This is a genomic window from Arthrobacter sp. Leaf337 (assembly GCF_001423745.1).
Lineage (GTDB): Bacteria > Actinomycetota > Actinomycetes > Actinomycetales > Micrococcaceae > Arthrobacter.
The window spans coordinates 14,645-38,244 of sequence record NZ_LMPC01000003.1 but is presented as its reverse complement, the minus strand read 5'-3'; the positions used below and the strand labels follow the sequence as shown (position 1 = coordinate 38,244).

The window sequence follows — 23,600 nt, the reverse complement described above, 5'->3', positions numbered from 1 at the left end:
CTCCTATGTCAGAAAAGTACGACGATGCACCCCGCGGCCGCAATTGGACACGGGTGAAATCAATAGCCTCCGGAACTTGCCTCTCAGGCGAAGGACGGGCTGAGCTCCACCTCTCTCTTTACAGTGCCACCGGTGTGGCCGGTCTGGATGAGGTCGGCGCAGCGCTCGCCGATCATCATGACGGTGATGTTGGGGTTGACGGTGACGTGTTCAGGCATCACGGAGGCATCCGCAACGCGCAGGCCGGTGACGCCCTTGACCCGCAGCTCGGGGTCCAGCGGTGACATCCCGTCGTCGGCCGGGCCCATCCGGACCGTGCCCACCGGGTGGTACACGGTGTTGTGGGTCTTGCGGATGTAGTCCTGCAGCTCCTCGTCCGTCTGCGCCTCGATGCCGGGCGAGAGCTCGCGGCCGGTCCATTCGGCCATGGCGGGCTGGGCGGCGATTTCGCGGGCCTTGCGGATGCCGGCCACCATGACCCGCATGTCGTGGCCTTCGGGATCCGTGAAATAGCGCGGATCCACCATGGGCTTGTCGCGGAAATCGCGGCTGCGCAGCCTGACGGTGCCGCGGGAGCGGGCGTGGGTGACGTTCGGGGTGAGGCTGAAGCCGTTCTCCGTGGTGGGGTAGCCGTGCCGCAGGGTGTTCATGTCGAACGGGACGGAACCGTAGTGCATCATCAGGTCCGGGCGGTCCAGGCCGTCCTCGGTGGGGGTAAAGATGCCGATCTCCCACCACTGGGTGGAGGTCTGCACCATGGGCTGCTTGGCCTCGAACTGGACCACGCCTTCGGGGTGGTCCTGCAGGTTCTCGCCCACGCCGGGGGAGTCCACCAGCACCTCGATGCCGTGCTGGGCCAGGTGGGCTGCCGGGCCGATGCCGGAGAGCATCAGCAGCTTGGGGGAGTCGATGGCACCGGTGGACAGGATGACCTCGCGGTGCGCGGAGAGCCGGTGGGTCCGGCCGAACGCCGAGTCCACCACGTCCACGCCGGTGCAGCGCTTGTCCGCGTCGAACACCAGCTGGCGGGCGCGGAGGCCGGTGAGCAGGGTGAAGTTGTCGCGCTCGATGATCGGGTGGATGTAGGAGACCGAGCTGGAGGCCCGGGTGCCGTCCGCGCGGCGGTTGATCTGGAAGAAGTTGGCGCCGTTGATCACGGTGGTGCCGGTGTTGAACTTGGTACGGGGAATGCCCGTCTGTTCGCAGGCGTCCAGGAGCGCGACGCCGGCGGGATCCACCGGGGGCACGTTCATCAGGTGCACGGGTCCTGAGTCCCCGTGGTGGGGTGCGTCCGGCCCGGCGTCCTCATTGGTTTCCAGCCGCTGGTAGAGGGGCCAGGCGGCGCTGGCGTTCCAGCCGGTGGCGCCGTACTTGGACTCCCACTCGTCCAGGTCCTCGCGGGGTGCCCAGAAGGCGATGCAGGAGTTGTGGCTCGAGCAGCCGCCCATCACCTTGGCACGGGCGTGGCGCATGAAGGAGTTGCCGTTTTCCTGCGGTTCCACCGGGTAGTCCCAGTCGTAGCCGGATTCGAGCAGCTCCATCCAGCGGTCCAGCTGCAGGATTTCGGGGATGTTGCGGTCGTCCGGGCCGGCTTCCACCAGTGCGACGGTCACGTCCGGGTCCTCGCTCAGCCGGGCCGCGACGGCGGCACCCGCGGATCCGCCGCCGATGACGACGTAGTCGAACCCGCGCTCGGGGACGTCGTCGATGTTGTCGTAATGCATCTAGTTCTCCTTGCTGTGGTCAGCAAACCAGCCGGTTACCTGCGGGCTGGTGTTCTGGTAGATGTGCTTGGCTTCCTGGTATTCGGCCAGGCCCGTGGGGCCCAGCTCGCGGCCGACGCCGGACTGGCCGAAGCCGCCCCACTCGGCCTGGGGGAGGTAGGGGTGGTAGTCGTTGATCCAGATGGTGCCGTGCCGCAGCCGGGATGCCACGCGCTGCGCCTTGCCGGCATCCTGGGTCCAGACCGCCCCGGCCAGGCCGTAGATGGTGTCGTTGGCGATCGCCACCGCTTCGTCCTCGGTACGGAATGTTTCCACCGTCACCACCGGGCCGAACGCCTCGTCGGTGACAACGGACATGCCTCTTTCCACGCGGTCCAGGACGGTGGGCTGGTAGTAGAACCCGCCGTCGTACTTTTCCCCTTGCGGTGCCGCGCCGCCGGTCCGCAGCCGCGCACCCTCCTGGATGCCGCGCTGGACATAGGCGTGGACTTTGTCGCGGTGGGCCGCGGAAATCAGCGGCCCGGTTTCGGCGTCATCATCAAAGGGACCGCCCAGACGGATGTCCCTAGCGCGGCGGACCAGCTCGTCCACGAAGCGTTCGGCGATCGATTCCTCCACCACCAGCCGTGCCCCGGCGGAGCAGACCTGCCCGGAGTGGACGAACGCGCCGTTGAGGGCATTGTCGACGGCGGCGTCGAAGTCCGCGTCCGCGAACACCACGTTGGGATTCTTGCCGCCAAGCTCCAGGGCCACCTTCTTGACGGTGCCGGCGGCGGCCGCCGCGATGCGCTTGCCGGTTTCCAGTCCGCCCGTGAAGGAGACGAGGTCGACGGCGGGGTGTTCCGAGAGCGGCGCGCCCGCCTCCGCGCCGGCTCCGGTCACCAGGTTGGCGACGCCGTCCGGGAGGCCGAGGTCCTGCAGCAGCTGCATGGCCAGGATGGCGGTGGACGGGGTCAGCTCGGAGGGCTTGAGGACGAAGGTGCAGCCGGCGGCCAGTGCGGGTGCGATCTTCCACGCCGCCTGGAGCAGGGGGTAGTTCCACGGGGTGATCAGGCCGCAGACGCCCACGGGTTCGTAGACGATTTTGCTGACCACCTCGGCGTTACCAGCGTCGACCATGCGGCCCGCCTGCTGCCCGGCGAGCCTGCCGAAGTACTCGAAGCAGGCGGCAATGTCGTCCATGTCGATCCGGCTTTCGACCATGCGCTTGCCGGTGTCCAGCGACTCGGCGCGGGCGAACTTTTCCCGGCGTTCGCGCAGGCCGGCTGCGACCTTGAGCAGGAAGGTGCCGCGTTCGGGTGCCGGGACATTCGACCAGATTCCGGAGTCGAAGGCGGCACGGGCTGCGGAGATGGCGCGCTCGGCGTCCTCCCGGCCGGCCTCCGACACTGTGGCCACCAACTCGCCGTCGGCGGGGTTGCGGATTTCGCGCACAGCGCCGGAGGCGGCCGGCTCCCATGCACCGTTGATGAACAGGGTGGATGCTGTCTCGGTTGTTGCGGTTTGGGTGACGTCCCGAAGGGGTGTGGCGTAAGTCATACGAAGGACAGTAGCGGACATTGAACGACTGTTCAATACTTTTTTGAACAGTTGTTCAATGCTACGTATGGAGCTAACCTGCCCGGCTGCCGGCGGTTCAGGACTCGTACAGCTCGTGGTCCTTGATGGTGTGGTCCTGAAGCGGCGCGAAGGCGATTTGCTCCGTGCGGGCGATGCTTCTCTGGATGGAGGCCTCATCTACGCCGAGAAGCGCCGTCAGCCACATGCCGTTTTGGATGACGACAATGTCAGCCGCCCGCTCCCTGCATGTCTCCCAGGAAAGATCGGGTTGGGCGTTGGAGACCAATGCAGCGAGGCCGTCGAGATAGCGGTCGAAGGCCTCGGCGTTGATCTGTGCATAGCCCTCGTCCGCCTGGGCAAGGGCCCAAAGGTGCAGGCGCAGGGACAGGTAGCGGGTGGTCAGCAGATCGGCGGCCGCCACTCGGCGCAGGGCCTTGCGCAGCTGTTCCTCCGGACCTGACGACGGGTCGGGCGCCACCAGCAGAAGGTCGTGCTCGTCGACCCGGCGCAGGGCTGCCCGTATCAGGCTCGTCTTGTCGTCGTAGTAGTAGTTCACCAGGCCGAGCGCTACACCGGCTTCGCGGGCCACGGCCCGCATGCTCACACCCGAAATCCCATGGCGGGACAGCAGATCCAGCGCCGCCTCGAGAATGCGCGACTGCCTGTCCATCTGTTCGCCGGAGTTCACGGCATTGGTCCCCATCTGGCCAGACTATTGCCTAACCCGTACGAGTGCACTTTCCGGGTCCGTATGACCTTGCTGCAGGCGGTCAGGATGTGGACCTCGTGTCGAACGCCGCGGCCGATTCCCGCAGAAGGCGCGCGACTGTGTCAACCGGCATGCTGGCTGACCGCCGTCGGTCGTACCGCCGCAGGACGATGCGACGCGTGCCCAGTCCCGGGACGTCCAGGACATCCACCCCGTCATGGCTGACGCCGCTCAACGCCAGGGTGGGTACGATGGCGACACCCTCGCCCGCCGCGACGAGGGCCAGTGCGGTCAGCGTGTCCTGGTACTGATGCACCGTTTCCATTTGGGCGCCCGTTGACTGACGGAGCCGGCCGAGCACTGAAGCGTTGGCGGCTGAGGAATCGACGCCGAGCCACGGAAGCGGCAGGTGGCCAAGGTCGATGTTCTCGGTGGTGAGCAGGGCACCCGCGGGAACCACCAGTTTCCACGGCTCGTCCAGTAGGGGCTCCTCGATCATTCCGGCGGGCAGTGAGCCTTGGCCGGGCGTCGTCGAATCGAGCTCCACCACAACGGCGTCGAGCGCGCGCTGCCGGAGCAGCCGCAGCAAGGCAGGGAAGTCGTCTTCAATCATCCGGATCTGCAATTGCGGGTACCGGATGCGCCACTCGGGCAGGCGCGGGATGACCACCGTGCGGACAAAGCTGGTGAATCCGCCCACCCGCACCACCCCCGCGACCTTGGCCCCGCCCTCCATCCGGGCGCGGGCAACGCTGAGTGCACGCTCGATCTCCTCACCGGCTTCCGCAACGGCCAGGCCCGCGGGTGTCAAAACCGAGCCTTTGAGTGTGCGCACCACCAGCGCATGCCCCGTCTCGTCCTCCAGCTTGTTGAGCTGCTGGGACACGGCCGAGGGCGTAATCCCCAGTTCGTCAGCCGCGGCGAGCACTCCGCCCGTGCGGGCAACCGCAAGGAGGACTCGCAGCCGGCGCGGATCGATATCCATGTTAAGTAGTTCTAAACCACATCTTCAGAGGAATGCAATTGATCTACAGTCACGCCGTCCTCATAATTGCTGTTGAAAGCCAAATCCAGGGATGCCTGATCCGATCGGCAACGGCCCCGAAACACGTAACTTCAGCCCGCTATTTGCACCTTCCGCCCAGCGGATGGCAGCCGGGCACCACCCCCGAAAGGACATCATGGAACTGCTCTGGGAAATTGCCGGCTGGGCAGGCGCTGTTGCCATCCTCAGTGCGTACCTGGCGGTGTCCATGGGCTGGCTGAAGGCCGGCAAGGGCTTCCAGACTGCGAATCTCCTCGGTTCCTGCGCCTTCATCATCAACGGCGCCTTCCACGAAGCATGGCCGTCCGTGGTCACGAATATCGCTTGGTTCCTCATTTCCGCGGTGGCGCTTCTTCGCATGCGGTCCATGCAGGATTCACCGGCGGCCGCTGCCGAGGCCCCGCACGTGCAGTTTCCCGGCGTCCCTGACTCGACCGGGCAACTGGCCATCGTTGAAGCACCCCGGGCAGCCAGCTTTACGTAAGCGGACGAAGACTTAGGCGGACGGACGAACACTTAAGCGGACGACGGCGGGAGGTCCCGCCGTCGTCCGCTGCCGTTTGGCGCGCGGTAACAATTGGTCAACTGGTTGGCGGATTCCGCCGAGGGTGTCTGATAATCAAAGTAAGGCTTGGACCGCGTGTGCCGGTTCCCTCGCCTCAAGAATCAGCCCGCCTCGGAGTCACTGGTCCTCGCCCGCAGGCAACACCTTCAAATAATTCGGGGATACCTCTATGGACAGTTCAGGCTTCATGGCACTTTTTCTTGCCGGGACAGACGACACCGCCACGAGCGCGCTCCCGAATGCTCCGCGAGTGCACCGGGCAACCAGACCACAGCTGTCGCGTTGGTCCGCCATGCGAGGCCGGATGGCCAGCCTGCTCCACCGCCTTGCGTGGGCGATTGAGCCGGATACGCGTCGCATCCACTGACCAAAGAATCGGTCCGGAGCTGACCCCGGCGCCCCAGCCCTAGTTGTTCAGGGCGGCGTAGAGGTTCAGGCTGGCCGAGAACACCAGCCACGAAACGTACGGCAGCATCAATACCCCCGCCGTCGTGCTGATCGGCCCGAACCGCAGCACGGCGAACGTCGCAACCACCGCGTGGGCTGCGATCACCAGCAACGCCAGCCACAGCGCGGGGCCGCCAATGATCGGATACAGGCCGAAGAACGTCAGCGGCCACGACAAATTCAGCACCAGCAGGCCGCCGTAGACCTTGAACGCCTCCCGGCGCGGGAACCGCTGCTGCCGCCACACCAGCCACGCCGCCACGGCCATGGCCGCGTACAGCACCAGCCAGGCCGAGCCGAACATCCACCCCGGCGGGCTCCATGGTGCCTTGTTCGCAGCCGCGTACCAGGCGCCGTTCAACCTGATCGGCAGGGATCCCAGCAACGACACCGTCCACGAGACCGCCAGAAAACCGCAGAGGGCCGCAATCTGCCGCCGCGGCGGCCGTGGGCCGGGAGCGGGAGTGCCCGGGGCGCTTTGTTCAACGTTCAAGGGCACTGACCAACTGTGAACAACTGCAGGCCCTCCCGTCAAACGACGACGGCGGCACCGCCCGCCGTCGTTGGCCCGGGCGGCCTTTTCACAGCCCGCCCATAGGCAAACGGTGCCTCCTTCCCATGCGGGGGGACCACGATCAGAGTATGAGCGCATGGAGAAGGAAAGCAGTTCCCGGGCTGGCCGCCGTCGCGGCGTTCTTCCTGGTCGCAGCCAGCGCGGCCGGAATCGATGAAATGGCCAACGCAAAAATACCGGGCGTGGCCACTGGAATCGTCCAGGCCTGGGCCATGAACACCGAGCCGGGGCTTGAGCACGTCCTTCTGGCCGGACTGAGTCAGGGTTCCCTTCCCGGTGGCTTCCCGAACGATGATGTCCGGGACGACGAGTACGACGACTATCTGGAAACACTCCACTTTCAGCCACGGCCCCCGGCCTGAGAACACCGGCCTGAGAACACCGGACCATCAGCCAGCGAGCACCGCGTGCTCCGGGGTACTGAACTATATTCGGACAAGGGAAAGATCCGGTTGCGTCGCGGGATCAAGGGAGGCGGATCTCTGAATGGCGGGAATGCCACCAGCCACGCTGGAAGTGAGCGACACCGTCGTCCAGTGCCTTGTCCGGGACCAGCGGCCCGGCCTCGGTGATCGTCCCCTAGCGCGGGTTGCGAACGGCTGGGACAACGCGACATTCCGGCTCGGTGACGACTTGGCGGTCCGGCTGCCCCGCAGGGCGGAGGCTGTACCGCTGATACTCCATGAGCAGCAGTACCTTCCGGACATAGCCCGCCGCTCCCCGGTTGCGGTTCCTGTGCCTGTCCATACCGGCCGGCCGACGTCGGACTTTCCCTGGCCGTGGAGCATCGTGCGGTGGGTTCCCGGAGCCGCCGCGGCCGACGTCCGCCCGGCAGACCGCGGGCCGGCCGCTGAAGGCCTGGCCGATTTCCTCCTTTCCCTCCATGTGCCGGCCGAAAACGGCGTCCCGGTGAATCCATTCCGCGGCGTGCCGCTGGCGGACCGTGACGCTGCGGTGCTGGAACGGCTCGGGGACCGCGAACGCTACTCGCAGGCAGCCGCGCTGGGTGCGGTGTGGGCGCAGGCCTGTGCCGCAAAAGCCTGGGCTGGTCCGGCGATGATGCTCCACGGGGACCTTCACCCGGGCAATATCCTTCTGGCGGACGACGGCTCGCTGGCCGGCGTCATCGATTTCGGCGACGTCGGAGCAGGGGACCCGGCCGTTGATCTTGCGGTGGGGTGGCTGATGTTCGACGCCGGCGCCCGCCGCCGCTTCACGGACGCCTTTGGCCCCGCTGTGGACGGGGACACCTGGATGAGGGCCCGGGGCTGGGCTCTCGTCCTGTCCACCGCGATGGTGAGCAACTCCGACGACAATCCGCGGATGTTCGCCGTGGGAGAGTTCGGGGTCAGGCAGGTCCTGGCAGGCTGACTTTCGGCCTGCAGCTTTGAAGCGGCGTTAATTGTCGGTGCCTGTTGAGATGCTGTGGGTATGGACGGCAAAGCGGTTGTGGAGACGTTGGAGGCCATGGCGGCGTCCCTTGCCGCGTTGGCCGGATGTGCCGGTCGTGCGGCCGGGAATGGGGCCCCGGCTGGTGCTGACCTTCTTCGGGACGAAGCGGACGCGTGCCTGGACGGCCTGGCCGTGGTGGCCGGGTTGGACGCCAGGATCGCTGCGCTGAAAGTGCACTTCGCCGCCGGGTACGCGCACGCGGCCGCTGCGGTGGCGGCACCGGCCCTGTCTCCGCAGGGGCGCACCGCCCGGGACATGGCGGTGACGGCGGAGGTGGCGTGTGTGCTGACGGTGAGTGAACGATCGGCGGCGGCGCTCCTGGGCGGAGTCGGCCGCCCTGACGGCAGGGTTGCCGCTGACGCTCGCTGCGCTCCGGTCAGGGACCGTGTCGTGGCAGCACGCCCGGGCGATGTGTGATGAAGCGTCCGGTCTGGACCCGGCCGCGGCTGCTGCCCTGGAGGCTCATTTCCTGGACCCCGAAGCTCCCTTTGCTGCCCGTGGCTGCCCGGCGGGGGAGCTCGTGCCGGGCAGGTTCCGGGCCAAAGCGCGCAGCTGGCGTGAACGGCATCATCCGGTCAGCATCGAAGGGCGCCACCGCAAGGGCGTGACGGACCGCCGGCTGGAATTTGTCCCGGACCGGGACGGCATGGCCTGGCTTTCGGCCTACGTGACGGCGGAGGTGGCAACGGCTGCCTGGTCCCGTGCCACGGCAGCGGCCCGCGCGCTCCAGGGGCCCGCCGAATCCCGGACCCTGACCCAGCTCCGGGCGGACGTCGCCGCTGACTGGCTGATCGCGGGGGTGGCGGAAGGAACCCCGTCACCGAGGGCGCAGGTGTTGGTGACCGTTCCGGTGCTCTCGCTCCTGGGCACCGGGGAGGAGCCGGCCATGCTGGACGGGTACGGTCCTATTCCGCCGTCCGTGGCCCGCCGGCTGGTCGGGGACGGCGCCGGATCGTTCCTGCGGGTGCTGACCGATCCGCGCAGCGGGGCGCCGCTGGAGATCGGACGCACCAGCTACCCGGTGCCGAAGGCGATGCGCCAATGGTTGCGGCTCCGGGATGGCCGCTGCCCGTTTCCCGGATGCAGCAACCATTCCCTGGACAATGAAGCGGACCACCTGCTGGCCTGGTCCGAGGGTGGCGGCACCGGGGTCACCAACCTGGGCCAGCCCTGCCGGAAGCACCACCGACTCAAACACGGCACAGCATGGACGCCGGTTAACGCCACCCGGGACCAGCCACCCGGCTGGATCTCCCCGGCGGGACGCTCCTATCCCAGCGAATACCAGGACTGGGAACCACCACACTGGCCGGAGCTGCCTACCGGCGCGGACGACCTCGGCCTCGCGGGCGACGACACCGAGTGGGAACCGCAGTGGGAACCGCCAGATTGGCCCGACGAAACTGCCGGCGCCCCCGGTCCCGGAGAGACCGGCCCGCCATTACCGGTGGATCCCTTTCCTGACTGGGCACTATTCATCGCGGCCTAGGATCGACTCGTCACTGTCCTTCCCGGTTGCCCGCTGCCCGTTGGCCAGTGCCCGCTGCCCGGTGGAGGCGACATCCTGATCAGGGGCGGTCCGCCTAAGGCTCGACGAGAATCAGGATTGTTTCCGGACGGACGCCGTCGAATTTCATTGCTTCGGCGGCCGTTTCGGACTCCATGATTCGCTGGAATGCTTCCATGTCGGGGACCTGGACGATCAGGCCTACACGCTGGCTCTTGGCCGGGTCGATGAACGTTCGAACGGTGATGCCCAGCGGCCCGAATACTTCTTCTCTCTTTGGTGAGCTGAGCCAGTGCTCAACATCGTCGACCTCGTGGAAGACCATTAGAGTTGGCATCGTTGCCTCCGCTTTCCGGGGTTGCGCCAGGAGCCGGGCTGGATAGGGGCCGCATGGGACATCCTGATCACCGTGAACGTACCACGGCGTCGAATGAAGCGGTAGCAATTCCTCATTGTGGTGGATGCCCAACAGGGCCACCATGATCCTATGGATGCTGAAACACCTAAAGCGGTGGAACTGAGCCTTCCCCAGGCCTTCCTGCTTCTGGCCACAAACGACAAAGACGGCAAACCTGAAGTGCCGGTGTTCGCCCTCAGAACCACTACGGCAGGGGCAATACTGGCCGAGCTGGCCCTGCTCGGGGCGATCGAACTGCAGGGGAAGCACATCAGGGCTACCGACGCCGCTCCCAAGACCGACTTCCTGCACGAACTGGAACTCATCCGCGGCAAGTCCCGGCCCCACACTCCCAAGGCGTGGGTCGCCATACTGGAGGGCCGAGCCGAAGTGCGGCGTGTCTATGAGGGGATGGCGGCACAGGGCATCGTGGAACATGTCGGAGAAAAGCACCTGGGCCGCTTCCGGGCCATGCGGTACCCGGAGAAGGATCATGCTTCGGAGGAGGCGCTCCTGAAAAAGATCCAGGCGACACTCAGCAGTGCGTTGTCCGATCCCGAGGCGTCTGCATCCCGAGTGACCGAGGCCGAGGCCGAGGCGGTTGATGCGGGGACGATTGCTGCGGAGGCGGCTGACGCCAAGACGCCTGATGCCGCGACGCGGGCTCCCGCGAAGCCTGGTGCCCAGGCGCCCGATGCCAGGTCCACAGCGCTGATCGCCCTGCTTCAGGCGGCCGGGCTGTTCGGCAAGCTCTTCCCGGAGGCGAACCGAAGCCGGGCGAGTGAGCTGGCGAGGAGCTATTGGCCGTCCCGCGCGGTGGAGGACGAACTTCGTCTGATTAGGTTGGCAGAGGAAGAGGCTGCAACCCTGTGACGCTTGCCCCATAGCTTCTTCGTGCCGTTGAGCCGGATACGCGCCGGGTCAGATGAGGCCGAGCTCCGCGAAGGCGGCAACGAGCCCTTCCTGCCGGGGAGGAGCGGCCGTTAGGTCGGCGAGCGCCACAAGCTCGGGGAGCGACCCTTCGATGGCGATGCCGACTCCCGCGAAGGCGATCATCTCCAGGTCGTTGGCGCCGTCGCCCGCCGCTATCGTGTCTTCGCGCGCGATGCCCAGATGGGCTATGACGGCCGCGACGCCATCAGCCTTGCTGATCCCGCGCTGGAACAGTTCCCCAGCGTGCCGGCCCTCGTCGGCCACCGAATTCGCGACCACTGCAATGGCCCCGCCGATTTCCTCGACCAGTCGCTCCATGGCAACGGGGGAGTCAAACACGGAGACCTTGGAAAACGGCACGTCGGCACCATTGGAGGTGGAGCGCACCGCGCGGAGGATATCGGACGAACCCACCGGGCCTCCGGGTGCCTGCTCGAAATGGGCGTCAAGAATTACCTGCAACCGCTCGAGTGCAGCGGGTGGTACGTGCAGTGCCTCCTGCGCTTCCAGGATGTATACGGCGTCGTGCGCGTCGAGCGCCCGGACCGTCCTGGCCGCAAGGTCCGCCGGGAAGCGCCGGTCCATCAGCACCGTCCCGGCCACCTCGGCGTAGGCGCCGGCACTGGCCACGAGGCCGTCGAAACCCGCGGCCAGGATGCTTTTGGGCAACATTGAGACCGGGCGGCCCGTACACAGGAAGATCCGGTGTCCTGCCTTCCGCGCGGCCTGGACCGCGCGCATATGGCCCTCGGGGACGACGCCGTAGTCCGCGTAGGTGCCGTCCACGTCAAGGAAGACAGCCCGGACAGTTCCAGCGGTGCTCGGCGTAGCGCTCATGCTCCGGGATCATACCCATGCGCAACATCCCGGCCTAACCGGTGCCGGCTGCTGCATCGACTTAGTCGAACCATTCCGCGTGATCGACGCTGTGGGGGAGCGGCACCAAACTGAAACGGTCGACGGCGGGAAGTCCCGCCGTCGGCCGCCGCTTCCTGCTCTGGGGTTCAGGGTATTTTTAGCATGCCCTTCAGCCGCGTTGTGCTCGCATGGCTCCAAATGGCGTGGACAGGCGTCGGCATGGCCGCGATGGCGACAAGAAGCCGATCGAGGTCAGAAGCAGCCGCGCTCACAGGTAGCTCTTGACGCTCGCACGCAGGGCCTCGGTGTGCTCATAGATCTCTTCCAGCGAGCCGATGGGCACCCGGGTCTCTTCCTTGTTGTCGTCGAAAATTCCGATGTACTTCTGGGTGCGGTTGAAGTGCAAGCGCGCGATCGGTTTGCGGTTGTTGTCGTCCAGAAGCACCGCAAAATAGGACTTGGCGTCCCTCTGCACTACGCGAGCTGGCTTCACTTCGCTGCAGACGATGGCCCGGACAATCTGGTACCCCTCGATTTCCTCGAGCGTCGTTTCCAGCCCGTCCGCCTCGGCCAGGTCGGCTTCGGCCACAGGTGCGCTGGTGACACTGGCGGCGGCAGCAGGGTCGTCATTCTGGGGGAAGCCCGGGGCGCCGAGGGCTTTCTTAAGACGCTCATTTACCTGGTCGTTCAGGAACTGCTTGGACGCTTTAGCTACCAAGGCGGTGAACTGCTCGCGCACTTTCTGCGTATAAGGGCCCGGATATACGCGACCGGTGAGGAACTTGACCCATTCGTCTTCCGGTTCCTTGAACTGTGCTGCGAGTGTCCTTTTGAGTTCGCCGATGTATTTCAGTTCGCCAGCGGCGCTGATGATCGAATCGAGGTCAAAGATGTCTTTGGACAGTTTCTGCAGTTCCGGAATGAGCGACTCGTCGATATCGTTCAAATCGAGCACAAGGAACGGCTTGGCGTCCATGCGGTTCGGCGCATCGAGGTCAGTGAAGAATTGGTACACCTCGCCGTTGGTGAGGATTGCGATCCTGGCGTTGGTGACGGCAAAGTACCGGAACAGCTGCGATGCGTGCTCGATCTTGACCGGCTCCGTGGATTTCTTGCACTCGATCAGGATCTGCACGTCGCCGTCTTTGACGATCGCGTAGTCGATCTTCTCGCCCTTCTTGAGTCCGACATCTGCGATGAACTCTGGAACGACTTCCATGGGATTGAAGACGTCGTAGCCAAGAATTGTGGAAATGAAGGGCATCACAAAGGCATTCTTTGTTGCTTCTTCCGTTTGGATCACACCCCGCTGCTGGCGCACCTTTGCTGCCAATGCTGAAAGCTTTTCTGCGAACTCCAGTTGTCCCCCTAAGAAATGATGGTGGTGCAACGGTAGCGCAGCACCATGACAATTTGATGAATTAGCAGAATCTAGCTGCCCCTAGTCCTGATTTACTCCTTTTGTATTGCTAGCGCCGGTCCTTGTTAGGGCCTTGAAGGATCGCCAACGTCAACGAGCCACCGGCGCGTCCGTCGCGGGCCGGTCGGCACTGTAAGCGAGCAGCGCCAGACCGGAACGGACGACGGCGGGAGGTCCCGCCGTCGTCCGGTGTGCTTGAGTGTCCAGTGGGCTGCTAGCCCGCAATCCCGCCCGAACTGGACAGACAGCGCCTTCATGAAAATTCCTTCATGATCCCTTCATGTGTGCCTCATGGTTCTCGGCCAAGCTGAAGAAACGAAGCGGCTGGCGCCGGAAAAGCCTAAGTGGGAACACAGGGGGTGGGCATGGAAGGACAAAGCCCGTCCGCGGACCGTCCCTGGCAGGTCCGCCGGGCGCCATTGAACCCTGCCCCGACGGTGTCCACCCTGGGGAGGATCGGCGGTTCTCCGCTCCACGCCGAACCCGTATTCCACGGCGAACCGGCATTCCAGGCCGAACCGGCCGAGGACCTCTCCAGCATCCCGGCGCAACGGCCGCAGCGGATCCTTTTCGCCAGTGCCGAGGCTTACCCGTTCGTCAAGGTGGGCGGGCTGGCTGACGTCAGTATTGCGCTGCCGAAGAGGCTGGCGGAACTGGGCTTCGACGTACGCCTGGTGATCCCGGCCTATCGGGGGATCGGCGGGACCCCTGTGCTGACGTTCGACGTCCCCTTAGGTCCGGTGGCCGAGCGTGTGGTGGTCCGGCGGCTGCCGCCGCTCCGGGGCGTGGAGGTCTTCACCGTCGGCCTTCCGGGGTGGTTCGACCGCGAGGTCCCCTACAGCTACCAGGACGACGACGTCATGCCGTTCGTGCTGTTCTCCAAGGCAATAGCGACGCTCGCGGCGCAGGACGCCTGGCGCCCCGACATCATCCACTGCAACGACTGGCACTGCGGGCTAGTGGCCCAGGAAGCCCGGCTAGGACCCCACCGGCTCGCGCTGGACCGCACCGGCGTCGTCTTTACGATCCACAACATCGCCTACCAGGGGCCGGTGGGGGCCGCCACCGACCAACTGATCGGACTACCGCCGGCAGGAAGCCTGCTCGAGCGGGGCGTCACCTTCGCAGACCAGGTCAACACCGTCAGCCCCCGCTACATGCAGGAGATCCTGACCCCGGCGCAGGGCGCCGGCATGGACCAGCTGCTGCGCACCCGCGGGGACACCGCACGGGGCATCCTCAACGGCGTCGACTACGAGGAGTTCAGCCCGGAACGTGATCCGTGGATCGACACCCGCTACAACGGTTCGTTCGTCCTCGGCAAGCGTGCGAACAAGGAAGTCCTACAGCGCATCAGCCAATTGGAGTTCGCGCCGGACCGGCCGCTCTTCGGCATGGTGGCCCGGCTGGTGTCGCAGAAGGGGGTGGGCCTGCTGTCCTCGGCCCTGGACCAGTTCGTGGCCCGCGGAGCCCAGGTGGTGGTGATGGGCGAGGGGGCGCCCCGATATCAACGGGAGCTCCAGGCCGCGGCGCGCCGGCTCTCCGGCAACATGGCGTTCCACCCGACCTCGCAGGAATCCCTGGCCCGTCAGGTCTATGCGGGCTCGGACCTCTTCCTGGCGCCGTCCGTCTTTGAGCCCTGCGGGCTGACACCGCTGATCGCCCTGCGTTACGGCACTATCCCGGTGGTCCGCCGGACCGGTGGCCTGGCGGACACGGTGAAGGATTACACCGAGGACCCTGCCACAGGGCTGGGCTTCACCTTCGTCCAGCGCCGCGTCGCGTCGATGCTGTCCGCCGTCGACAACGCCATAGCGGTCTATCGTCGCAAGCCTGAGTGGCGCCGGCTGCAGACGCGGGCGATGGGGGCGGATTTCTCCTGGCAGGCACCCGCACGTGAATACGTCGCCCTGTACGACGAGGCCGTGCGCTCGCGGCGCGGCGCCGCCGTCGTCCGGAACGCCGTCGACATCCGGAACTCCGCCGTCGTTCCGGGCCCCTCCGTTCGGGGCACCGCATCGCCCGGCATCCCGATGCCCCGGCAGCGGCAGCGGCCGCGCCCGGCTCCGCTTCCCCTGGCGATCGTCCACCACGCCAACCAGTTCCTGGTCACGGACGGCTACCAGGACCGGGAAGGCCTGACTTCACTGGTGAACGGCTACGCGGCGCTGCTGCGGCTGCACGAGAAATACCGCACCCCGGTCACGCTCCACCTGTCCGGAACCATGGTGGAAGCGGCCGCCTGGCACCACCCCTGGTTCCTGGCTGAGGTCCGCCGGCTGCGCGACCTCGGACTGCTCTCGCTGGTGGGCGGAACGTACTCCGAAAACATCCTCACCGCCTTCGACCCGGAGTACAACCGGCGGCAGCTCAAGGAGCTGTTCTGGCTCTACCGGCAGCACTTGAAGTGTGCCCCGGAGGACCTTGAGATCTGCTGGATCCCCGAACGGGTATGGGACACCAGCCGCCTGGCCGGACTGCTGACCGATCCCACCCTGCCCAACGGAGGGTACCGGTACGTGCTGCTCGACGACCGGCTGCTGTATCCCACCGACGGATCCCACGGGAGCAGCGACAGGGCCGACTTCGACGGCGCCGATCAGGACAGCCCTCCGCCGGCGGACGCGCTGCGCCCCTACTGCATCGACGGCGGCAACGGCCTTCAGGTGGTGCCGATGTCCACCCGGCTGCGGTACTGGCTTCCCCCGGACGACCGGAGCCACTGGCGCAGCCTGTCCCGCACGGCCGAACTCCCCACGGCTCCGGGCGACGACACCATCCTGGTGTACGCGGACGACATGGAGAAGAGCGCCGGCGTGGGCCCGTGGCACCCCAGCGCCCTGGGGCGTTATGAGGAATTCCTGCGCTGGCTGGCCACCCAGCCCCACCTGATACCCGTGGACCTGCCGTCATGGCTCCGCCAGCGCCGGCGGACCCCCGGCGTCCGCGTCGTGGAGCGTGGCACCTTCGTGGAGCTGGCCCAGGACTGGCACGCGGGAGAGGACTACCGGGGCTGGGACCAGGACACGGCCTGGGCCCCCTATCAGCAGCACCTCGCCCGTGCCCGCCGCGCCGTGGCCGGCGCTGAGAGCGCGGGTGCCGAACCGCGGCTGACCGCGCTGGCTTGGAAACACCTGCTGGCCTCGGGGTACGAGACGGCATGGCACGACACGGACCACCCGGAGCGGCAGCCGGCCGCCTGGGCCAAGGCCGTGGCAAGCCACGGACGCGCCGCCGGCGTGCTGGCTGCCGCAGCCCGGTGGTTCGGCAACCCCGCCCGCGCGCTCGGGGCGGAACTGGTGGACCTTGACGAGGACGGCGCGGAGGAACTGGTCCTCAGGAGCGAGCACCTGTTCGCAGTGCTGTCCCCGGAGTGCGGCGGCCGCCTGGTCTACCTGGCATGCCGCGGCCCGGACGGCGGCATGCTGGTGATCGGGAACCCTACCGACGACTGGAACAAGCAACAGGAGCTGAACAGCTACATGGACGTCCCGGCCAACCACCCCGGTGCGCTCGCCGACGTCGGGGGTGTCCACGACCGCCATGAGGTAACCATCCATGCCGGCGACGGAGCGGTCCAGGTTGAACTGACCAACGTGCAGGAGGACAGTCCGCTGCACGGGCTCCGCAAGCGGATCCTCCTCGATGACGTGAGCCCGTCACTGCTGGTTGCCTACGATCTCCCCGCGGCAGCGCCCGGTATCACGGTGGAGACCTGCCTGTCGCCGGACTACTACCGGCTGCTCCGCCACGGGGTGGCAGAGCTGCAGCGTTGCGGAGGACGCAGCTGGCGGGGCGCCCGCAACCGCGGCGCGGACGTCTGGGTCGCCCTGGCCGGCGACGAGGACACCGCCTGGCGGGATCCCTCCGGGCCGGAACCCGGACACGGCGTACTCGTCCGCGTGCGCGCCGAGACGCGGTCCTTCCACCTCCTCATCGGAGTGGGAGAGGTCGACGACGACACGGCGCAGCTGGCGATGGAGGCGGGGCGGGAACGGCTCCACCACCTGGCCGCCCACAAAACAGCGGGAGGCCTGAGGTGATCACCCGTGCGGCCTCCGTCGCGGCCACGACCTCCGATGCGGCCACGGCCTCCGATGCCCGCCGGGCTGAACGGCTCGCCGTAGCCGAGTCGCTGCTCGTCTCGCCGCCACCGCTGGATGGCCTGCCGCCGGGCCGGGTGCAGGTGCTCACGCGGTCGGTGGTTCATGCGTCCCGGAGCCGGCCGGTGGTCCGATGGACAGTCACCGTCGACTCCGGGACCGGCCCTTCGTCTCCGCTGGCGGTGATCGGCAAGAGCTACCGCGCGGGTGGCGGAGAGCAGGCGTGGCGGTTGCTGAGCAGCCTGCACCATGCCGGTTTCGACGGCGCCGAGCTCGGGGTTCCCGCGCCGTACGGCTTCGACCCCGCCCGTCAGCTCCTCGCGCAGGAGGAGGCGCCTGCCACTACCCTGCACTCGTTTCTGGACGGCGACCCGGGGCCAGCCTCGCCCGAGGCCGGGCGGGCCGGGCGCTGGCTCGCGCGCCTGCATGGCATCCGGGGCGTGCAGGTGCCAGACCTGGCGGAGGACTTCGAGCGGCTCAAGCTCGCGGAGTACGGTACGGCGCTGGCCGGGCTGCTGCCGCAGTCGGCTGCCCGCCTGGACGAACTCACGGCCGGGACCCTGGAGGGCTTGGCCGGCTCCGTCGGCTCCCGGGTGGTGACCCACGGGGACTTCCAGCCCAAGAACATCCACCTGGACGCGGACCGCTTCGTGGTCATCGACTTTGACCGGGCCGCCTGGGCCCCCGCCGCCCGGGACCTCGGACACTTCATCGGGCAGACCCTGACCATGGGTGCCGCCCGGCACGGGGACCTGGCAGCCGCCCTGCCCTGGGTGGGGGCGTTCCTGGACGCCTACTCGGACTGCAGCGGCGACGCCGGTGCCGTCCGTTCCACCCCGGCCTACGTGGCCCGCACCTTCGCCGAAGTGCTCTTCTACCGCCTGGTGGTCCGCCCGGTGGCGGACACCTCGTTCGTGCCGGACTGGCTCGACGCCTGGGAAGCGGCCGTGGAGGCCGCGGCAGCGGGAGGATACCGGTGAGGGTATCCGGTACCGGGGCCACATATCCCGACCGCGCCGAGCGCCGGCGGCGCCAGCGCGGCGCCTCCGTGCCGGTGATGCGCGCCGGCGTGATCCTGCGGACCTTTGGTCCTTTCCTGCGGCCCCAGTGGCCGGGTTGCGTACTGGCAGGGTTGCTGGCCGCAGCCAGCGCCGGCGTCGCCCTGCTCAAGCCGTGGCCTCTGAAGTACCTCTTCGACGAAGTGCTGCTGCCGGCCGGCGGCCCGGGGGGACAGGACGTGCAGCGCGTCCTCGTCCTCATCGTCGGCGCGCTCGCCGTCATCACTCTCCTGGACTCACTGATCAGCGCCGCACGCAGCTACACACTGACCGCCGTCGGTGAGCGCGTCTCCGCCGCTATCCGCACGAAGCTCTACGACCATCTGCAGCGGCTGCCCCTGAGCTACCACGAGCGGACCCCCACCGGTGAACTCACCACACGCCTCACCGGCGACGTTGACAAGGTGCGCTCGTTGCTTACCGTCACGTTCGTGGACGCCGCCACGAACGTGCTCACACTCGCCGGCATGGCCGGAGTGATGCTGATTCTCGACTGGCAACTCAGCCTGGCGCTGCTGCTGGTGCTGCCCATGCTCCTGCTCACCGTTTCCAGCTTCCGCGCCCGCATCCGGGCCGTGGAGGAGAACTCGCGGGAGATCGAGGGGGACCTGGCGGCGATGGCGCAGGAATCACTGGTGGCGGTCAAGCTGGTGAAGGCAACCGGCCGGGAGGAACACGAGTCCCGCCGCTTCCGGAGCCGTTCCGACGCCTCGGTCGCGGCCGTGCTCCGCTCCGCGCGCACCAGTGCCGCTTTCGGTGCCGCGGTGGACGCGGTGGTGGCCATTGCCACGACGGGCCTGGTCTGGCTGGGTGCCCAGCGCGTGCTCTCGGGTGCCCTCACACCGGGCGACCTGGTGATCTTCACGGCGTACCTTCGCGACTTCTTCGGCCCCACCCGGGCGCTGTCCAAGCTGCCGGCGCAGCTGACCCGGGCCGGTGTCCGCGCGGCACGCATTGCCGACACCCTTGGCCGCCGCCCGGAAGTGCAGGACAAGCCCGATGCCCGCACGGCCGGCCCGCCACGGCGGCGACTGAGCCTTGACGCCGTCGGATTCTCCTACAGCACCGACTGCCCCGTCCTGCGGGACGTCGACCTGAGCGTTCCGGTGGGCACCACCCTCGCGATCGTCGGGCCCACCGGCGCGGGGAAGTCGACGATTGCCGCGTTGCTGTGCCGGCTGCAGGATCCCACGAGCGGCCGCGTCCTGCTGGACGACGAGGACCTGCGAGACCTGACCGGCGAGAGCCTCCACACCCAGATCGGACTGGTCACGCAGGAGGCCCTGCTGTTCCGTGCCTCCGTGCGGGAGAACATCGCATATGCCCGTCCCGACGCTTCCGCGGAGGAGGTGGAGCACGCCGCCCGCACGGCCCAGGCACACGACTTCGTGCAGGCACTGCCGGACGGCTACAACACGGTGCTGGCCGAGCGCGGGGCGACGCTGTCCGGCGGGCAGCGACAGCGGCTGGCACTGGCGCGCGCGGTCCTGCAGGGCTGCCCGGTCCTGGTACTCGACGAGCCGACGACGGGCCTGGACGCGCATTCCGAGCACGCCGTGCTCCGCGCACTCCGGCACGTCAGCTCCGGCCGGACCACCGTGATCATCACGCACCGGATGGCAGCGGCCATGGCGGCGGACGAGATTGTGGTCATCGAGGAGGGGCGCGTGGTGGAACGCGGCACCCACAGCCGGCTCATCGCTGCGGGCGGCCTCTACACGGAGATGTGCCTCCTACAGGGGATCACCCGCCAGGGGAGCACCGGCCCCCGGGCCGCCCTTTACGGCGACGCCGCCGATTACGGGCGCCACGCCGCCTCGTCTTTCGACGTAGACGGCAACCAACCCGCCACCGATTTGAAGGGAGCCCTCCCATGACCGAGCCCAGTGTCCGGGTACCAGCGAGCGACCTCGCGTTCATCACCACCGGATCCACCGACGGCGTCCTGGCCGCCATGGCCGACGCCGCAGCCCCGGCTGCCGACCCGGCGGACCGGCTGCTGGTGCTGCGCAGTTCAGTGCCCCGCCAGGGCGGCCGGCTGCCCGTGACTGCGGTCGACGAGTCGGCGCTAATCCCGGTCCTGGAGGACGCTTACGGCCTCGGCCGGTGGCGCGCGTGGCGCCGCACCGACCACGGCAGCTCGAACATGAGCTGGTTCGTCCGCACGGATGCGGGCGAGGTGGTGCTCCGCCGCTCGCACAACCTGAAGACCGTGGCGGGGGCGGAGTTCGAATGCGCCCTCATCGACCACCTGCGCGGACGCGGCTACCCGGCTCCGCCCGTGGAGCGGACACGAGACGGCGCCGTCTCGGTGCAGGTGGACGGCGTCCTGCACATGGTCACGCGGCTGATGCACGGCCGCGCGTACGATCCCGGCGACGCCGCCCAGCTGGCGGAAGTGGCCCGGGGACTCGGGCGCTATCACGCCATCGTGTCGGAGCTGTCGATGCCGGGATACAGGGAGCGTTCCTCCGGCCTGGCCACCCTCGGGCAGGTGGGGCAGGAGAAGCTATACGCCGCCGTCGACGTCATGGCGTCGCTGCTGGACGCCGACGCCGGTACGGCACTACGTGAGGACGCCCGCTATCTGGCTGACCGGATGGAGCAGCTGAACGTGGGGCTCGGGGGACGCCAGAAGGACCTGACATCCATGGTGATCCACGGTTCCTATGGCCAGTCCGCCGTTCTCATGGACGAGGGCCGGCTCAGCGCGGTGCTGGACTTCGACCGGTCCGCGCAGGAGCTGCTGGGCCTGGATCTGGCGTATGCCCTGAGGTCGTTCTGCTTCGACGGCCCGATCCGCCGCGCCGGGTTCGGCCTGGACCCGGACCGATGCCGGACCTTCCTCCACCACTACCGCAGCCATGCCCCGCTCGCAGAGGCGGACCTGTCGGCCATGCCGGACATCTTCCAGGCCCAGCGGCTGATGGTGGTGGTCAAGAAGTGCGAGAACCTGCTGACCAAGCAGGCGTTGATTCCCCGGCAACCCCAGGACGCCGTCAAGTTCGCGCGAATCATGGACCGCGAGGCATCCTGCATCCGCCTGCTCATGGACAACCCTTTCACCATTACGGAGGAAGCATGAACCCCACCCAGACCCGGACCCAGATCCATGCCCAAAGCCATCAGGTGAAGGAGCAGCAGGTCCTGCGTGCCGAACGGGTCCGCACCCCGGAATTCCTGGACCGGTATGTCCGCCCGCACCTGGGCTCCGCGGCCGGCGGCGGGTCGTGGGCAACGAACGTGATCCAGCTGGACGGCACCGGGGCTGCCACGGTGCAGATAGAACTCGACGACGGCGCCCCCGTGTTCGCCAAGCTCTTCCCCTTCGAAGACGGTCCCGCCGTGCACGCGAAGTTGCAGGCCCTGCGTACCGCCGGGCTGGGGCACGGTTCCGCTTACCAGTCCGTCGAACCACTGGCCTGGTACGGAGATGAGAAGATCCTGCTGTGCAGGGGAGCGCCGGGTGAGCCGATGTCCACGCTGTTCGCCGCGGACAGCGCCGACCTCGCAGCGGCCGCCGCCCGTGCAGCGTCGTGGTTGGCCCGCCTGCACAGCCTGGACCTCCGGATCGGGACCCCGCATTCCCTTCTGGTGACAGGAGAACTGACGAGCTTGGCCAAGCGCCTGGCCAAAGTGGCGGTCGCCAGCCCCGGTTATGTCGACGCGGCCCTGGGCATGCTCGAACAGGTGGACGGCCTGGCCCGGGACACCGTGGACGGCATCCAGGCCCAGAGCCACGGACAGTTCCGGCCGATCCACGTCTTCCTGACTGAGGACGTCGTGACGGTCATCGACCTGGACCGCAGCGCGCCTGCCGACCCCGCACGGGACGTGGCGGAGTTCCTGCACAGGATGCGCCAGGGCGTGTACTCGGCCACCGGTGACATCAGCAGGGCCGACGAGCCATGCGCTGCGTTCCTCGCTGCCTACCGGGAGGCCACGCACGGCGACCGGCTGGTCAACCTGCGCTTCCACTGGGCGCGCTACATCTTCCACAGCCTCAACCGCGAGATCAAGACCGGGGATGCGGACTGGCGCGACCGCGACGACACTCAGTACCGCCTCTACGTGAATGAGTTCGAACGGGTGGCAGAGGGACGGGCGGGAGCATGACGCCGACGGAGGGCAGCGTGCTGGACCGTGCCGGGCAGGCGCTGCCTGTGGCCGAGCTCGAGGGATTGTGGCCCCTGGGTGGGTGGATCTCGGTCAGCCCTCTTCCGGGGGGCAAGAACGAGCACCTGCGCGTCGCCGCTGCGGACGGTGTCCACTACCTGCGCCGCTCCTACCGGGCCAAGACGCGTGATGAGCTCACCGGCCAGTTGCGCCTGATGCGGCTGCTCCGGGACAGGGGGTTCCCTGCCCCGGAGGTGGTTCCCGCCCGCACCGGCGCCGACTACATCGAGCTCTTCGGCCGGTTGTGGATCGCCACCCGCGGCGTCGAGGGGACGCCCTTCGACGACGACTCACCCGAGCACGTGCGGGCGCTGGGCCGGACGCTCGCCCGGTACCACGCCGTCGTCGCCGACCTGCCAGCGGTGGCTGCCGAACCGGCTGTCCTCAGCGAGCTGCGGAGCCGGGCCGGTGAACAGGATGTGGAGCCGGCACTGCGTGCCCGGACCGTGCACGTACTCAACAAACTGACCGGCCTGCTGCCGGAGCTTCCCCGGGTGGTGGTGCACGGCGGGGCCAGGCGCGGCAGCCTGGTGTTCGCCGGCGACCAGGTGGTGGGGGTCCTGGACTTCGACAGCGCACACCCGGACGTGCGGGTCCTCGATCTCGCGGTGGCCGTTCACGACGTCGGCAAGGTGTACACCCGTCTCGGGGAGGCCGACCACAAGGTGGCCCTCGACCTGAGCCGGGTCACCGAACTGCTCGCGGCCTACGGCAGGGATGCGCGGCCCACGGCGGCCGAGGTCGAGGCGCTGCCGCTGCTGCTGGAGGCCAAGCGGCTGAAGCGTGGCCTGGGCCGGCGCAGCCGTGTCCTGGGCGGCGAAACCCTGTCCGAGAACGACCACGCCAAAATACGTTTGGAAGACCACCGGCTCGCCTGGCTGGACGAGCACCAGGACGCACTCGCGGCGGCCTGCCGCGCGGTCCTTGCGTGAGACCGCAAGAAACGGGCGATGCAGCCGTAGGGTCGAACGTCCCGGAACAGGGTCCGGCTATTCCGGCTGGTGGCAGAAGCACTGAAGCCGGTCGCACTGGGTGTCATAGGGGCCGACGAACGTGTAGTCATCAGGAGGAT

General features: G+C 67.7%; 18 protein-coding genes and 1 pseudogene. 11 read left to right on the top strand and 8 right to left on the bottom strand.

The genetic code is table 11. The features are described 5' to 3' along the window. Positions 1–83 precede the first annotated feature (83 nt). The 4 genes from ASF98_RS04355 to ASF98_RS04340 all read right to left on the bottom strand — a co-directional run bounded on the left by ASF98_RS04355 (position 84) and on the right by ASF98_RS04340 (position 4,978). Positions 84–1,724, bottom strand: a complete 1,641-nt coding sequence (locus ASF98_RS04355) for a GMC family oxidoreductase (protein ID WP_055797985.1) — start codon at positions 1,722–1,724, stop codon at positions 84–86. After that, positions 1,725–3,263, bottom strand: a complete 1,539-nt coding sequence (locus tag ASF98_RS04350; RefSeq protein ID WP_055797982.1) for an aldehyde dehydrogenase family protein — start codon at positions 3,261–3,263, stop codon at positions 1,725–1,727. It abuts the gene before it with no gap. A gap of 97 nt (positions 3,264–3,360) precedes the next feature. Beyond that, a complete protein-coding gene (locus ASF98_RS04345) occupies positions 3,361–3,987 on the bottom strand; it encodes a TetR/AcrR family transcriptional regulator (RefSeq protein ID WP_055797979.1) in 627 nt (208 codons plus the stop codon). A gap of 67 nt (positions 3,988–4,054) precedes the next feature. Next, positions 4,055–4,978 (bottom strand): LysR family transcriptional regulator, encoded by a 924-nt coding sequence (locus tag ASF98_RS04340; RefSeq protein ID WP_055797976.1) that lies wholly within the window; start codon positions 4,976–4,978, stop codon positions 4,055–4,057. Between the two features lie 196 nt (positions 4,979–5,174). Between ASF98_RS04340 and ASF98_RS04335 the strand changes: the two genes are divergently transcribed. Continuing rightward, positions 5,175–5,522, top strand: coding sequence for a CBU_0592 family membrane protein (locus ASF98_RS04335; protein ID WP_055798193.1), 348 nt, complete (start codon positions 5,175–5,177; stop codon positions 5,520–5,522). 487 nt (positions 5,523–6,009) lie between these two features. Here the strand turns inward: ASF98_RS04335 and ASF98_RS04330 are convergent, their stop codons facing one another. Then, positions 6,010–6,549, bottom strand: a complete 540-nt coding sequence (locus tag ASF98_RS04330; protein WP_055797973.1) for a TspO/MBR family protein — start codon at positions 6,547–6,549, stop codon at positions 6,010–6,012. A gap of 143 nt (positions 6,550–6,692) precedes the next feature. Between ASF98_RS04330 and ASF98_RS04325 the strand changes: the two genes are divergently transcribed. From ASF98_RS04325 to ASF98_RS04315, 3 genes and pseudogenes are all read left to right on the top strand, one after another. Next, a complete protein-coding gene (locus ASF98_RS04325) occupies positions 6,693–6,986 on the top strand; it encodes a hypothetical protein (RefSeq protein ID WP_055797970.1) in 294 nt (97 codons plus the stop codon). 133 nt (positions 6,987–7,119) lie between these two features. Then, complete coding sequence (locus ASF98_RS04320; RefSeq protein ID WP_326949198.1) at positions 7,120–7,995, top strand: aminoglycoside phosphotransferase family protein; 876 nt, start codon at positions 7,120–7,122, stop codon at positions 7,993–7,995. A gap of 96 nt (positions 7,996–8,091) precedes the next feature. After that, a pseudogene (locus ASF98_RS04315) lies at positions 8,092–9,565 on the top strand (DUF222 domain-containing protein). Between the two features lie 94 nt (positions 9,566–9,659). Here ASF98_RS04315 and ASF98_RS04310 read toward each other — a convergent pair. Next, complete coding sequence (locus ASF98_RS04310) at positions 9,660–9,920, bottom strand: hypothetical protein (RefSeq protein ID WP_055798191.1); 261 nt, start codon at positions 9,918–9,920, stop codon at positions 9,660–9,662. 150 nt (positions 9,921–10,070) lie between these two features. Here ASF98_RS04310 and ASF98_RS04305 point away from each other — a divergent pair, with 150 nt between their 5' ends. Next, complete coding sequence (locus ASF98_RS04305; protein WP_055797963.1) at positions 10,071–10,853, top strand: GOLPH3/VPS74 family protein; 783 nt, start codon at positions 10,071–10,073, stop codon at positions 10,851–10,853. Positions 10,854–10,901: 48 nt separating this feature from the next. On the opposite strand, the gene ASF98_RS04300 is transcribed toward ASF98_RS04305, so the two are convergent. Both ASF98_RS04300 and ASF98_RS04295 read right to left on the bottom strand, forming a co-directional pair. After that, entirely contained in the window at positions 10,902–11,750 is an 849-nt protein-coding gene (locus tag ASF98_RS04300; RefSeq protein ID WP_055797960.1) for an HAD-IIB family hydrolase, read from the bottom strand. A 289-nt stretch (positions 11,751–12,039) separates the two neighbouring features. Next, positions 12,040–13,131, bottom strand: coding sequence for a type I restriction endonuclease (locus ASF98_RS04295; RefSeq protein WP_055798187.1), 1,092 nt, complete (start codon positions 13,129–13,131; stop codon positions 12,040–12,042). Between the two features lie 425 nt (positions 13,132–13,556). Here ASF98_RS04295 and ASF98_RS04290 point away from each other — a divergent pair, with 425 nt between their 5' ends. Genes ASF98_RS04290 through ASF98_RS04265 form a run of 6 tightly spaced genes read left to right on the top strand, consistent with a single transcriptional unit; the run spans position 13,557 to position 23,460 of the window. Further along, positions 13,557–17,234 carry a glycogen/starch synthase gene (locus ASF98_RS04290; RefSeq protein WP_082506704.1) on the top strand — a complete coding sequence of 1,226 codons (3,678 nt, stop codon included), beginning with the start codon at positions 13,557–13,559 and terminating at the stop codon, positions 17,232–17,234. Then, positions 17,231–18,274 (top strand): phosphotransferase, encoded by a 1,044-nt coding sequence (locus ASF98_RS04285; protein WP_055797954.1) that lies wholly within the window; start codon positions 17,231–17,233, stop codon positions 18,272–18,274. The genes ASF98_RS04290 and ASF98_RS04285 overlap by 4 nt, the downstream gene beginning before the upstream one ends. After that, positions 18,271–20,229: an ABC transporter ATP-binding protein gene (locus ASF98_RS04280; RefSeq protein WP_055797951.1), complete on the top strand. Its 1,959-nt coding sequence runs from the start codon at positions 18,271–18,273 to the stop codon at positions 20,227–20,229. Before ASF98_RS04285 ends, ASF98_RS04280 begins: the two co-directional genes overlap by 4 nt. Next, entirely contained in the window at positions 20,226–21,437 is a 1,212-nt protein-coding gene (locus tag ASF98_RS04275) for a phosphotransferase (RefSeq protein WP_055797948.1), read from the top strand. The genes ASF98_RS04280 and ASF98_RS04275 overlap by 4 nt, the downstream gene beginning before the upstream one ends. Next, a complete protein-coding gene (locus ASF98_RS04270) occupies positions 21,434–22,468 on the top strand; it encodes a phosphotransferase (RefSeq protein ID WP_055797945.1) in 1,035 nt (344 codons plus the stop codon). Before ASF98_RS04275 ends, ASF98_RS04270 begins: the two co-directional genes overlap by 4 nt. Further along, a complete protein-coding gene (locus ASF98_RS04265) occupies positions 22,465–23,460 on the top strand; it encodes a phosphotransferase enzyme family protein (protein ID WP_055797943.1) in 996 nt (331 codons plus the stop codon). The genes ASF98_RS04270 and ASF98_RS04265 overlap by 4 nt, the downstream gene beginning before the upstream one ends. Positions 23,461–23,600 lie beyond the last annotated feature (140 nt).

What these genes read in the sequence shown, in the direction of transcription:
- ASF98_RS04290 (WP_082506704.1), top strand. Translation starts at nt 13,557, where the DNA reads ATGGAAGGACAAAGCCCGTCCGCGGACCGTCCCTGGCAGGTCCGCCGG.
- ASF98_RS04340 (WP_055797976.1), bottom strand. Translation starts at nt 4,978, where the DNA reads ATGGATATCGATCCGCGCCGGCTGCGAGTCCTCCTTGCGGTTGCCCGC.
- ASF98_RS04270 (WP_055797945.1), top strand. Translation starts at nt 21,434, where the DNA reads ATGAACCCCACCCAGACCCGGACCCAGATCCATGCCCAAAGCCATCAG.
- ASF98_RS04275 (WP_055797948.1), top strand. Translation starts at nt 20,226, where the DNA reads ATGACCGAGCCCAGTGTCCGGGTACCAGCGAGCGACCTCGCGTTCATC.
- ASF98_RS04300 (WP_055797960.1), bottom strand. Translation starts at nt 11,750, where the DNA reads ATGAGCGCTACGCCGAGCACCGCTGGAACTGTCCGGGCTGTCTTCCTT.
- ASF98_RS04345 (WP_055797979.1), bottom strand. Translation starts at nt 3,987, where the DNA reads ATGGGGACCAATGCCGTGAACTCCGGCGAACAGATGGACAGGCAGTCG.
- ASF98_RS04355 (WP_055797985.1), bottom strand. Translation starts at nt 1,724, where the DNA reads ATGCATTACGACAACATCGACGACGTCCCCGAGCGCGGGTTCGACTAC.
- ASF98_RS04310 (WP_055798191.1), bottom strand. Translation starts at nt 9,920, where the DNA reads ATGCCAACTCTAATGGTCTTCCACGAGGTCGACGATGTTGAGCACTGG.
- ASF98_RS04350 (WP_055797982.1), bottom strand. Translation starts at nt 3,263, where the DNA reads ATGACTTACGCCACACCCCTTCGGGACGTCACCCAAACCGCAACAACC.
- ASF98_RS04325 (WP_055797970.1), top strand. Translation starts at nt 6,693, where the DNA reads ATGAGCGCATGGAGAAGGAAAGCAGTTCCCGGGCTGGCCGCCGTCGCG.
- ASF98_RS04335 (WP_055798193.1), top strand. Translation starts at nt 5,175, where the DNA reads ATGGAACTGCTCTGGGAAATTGCCGGCTGGGCAGGCGCTGTTGCCATC.
- ASF98_RS04265 (WP_055797943.1), top strand. Translation starts at nt 22,465, where the DNA reads ATGACGCCGACGGAGGGCAGCGTGCTGGACCGTGCCGGGCAGGCGCTG.
- ASF98_RS04320 (WP_326949198.1), top strand. Translation starts at nt 7,120, where the DNA reads ATGCCACCAGCCACGCTGGAAGTGAGCGACACCGTCGTCCAGTGCCTT.
- ASF98_RS04305 (WP_055797963.1), top strand. Translation starts at nt 10,071, where the DNA reads ATGGATGCTGAAACACCTAAAGCGGTGGAACTGAGCCTTCCCCAGGCC.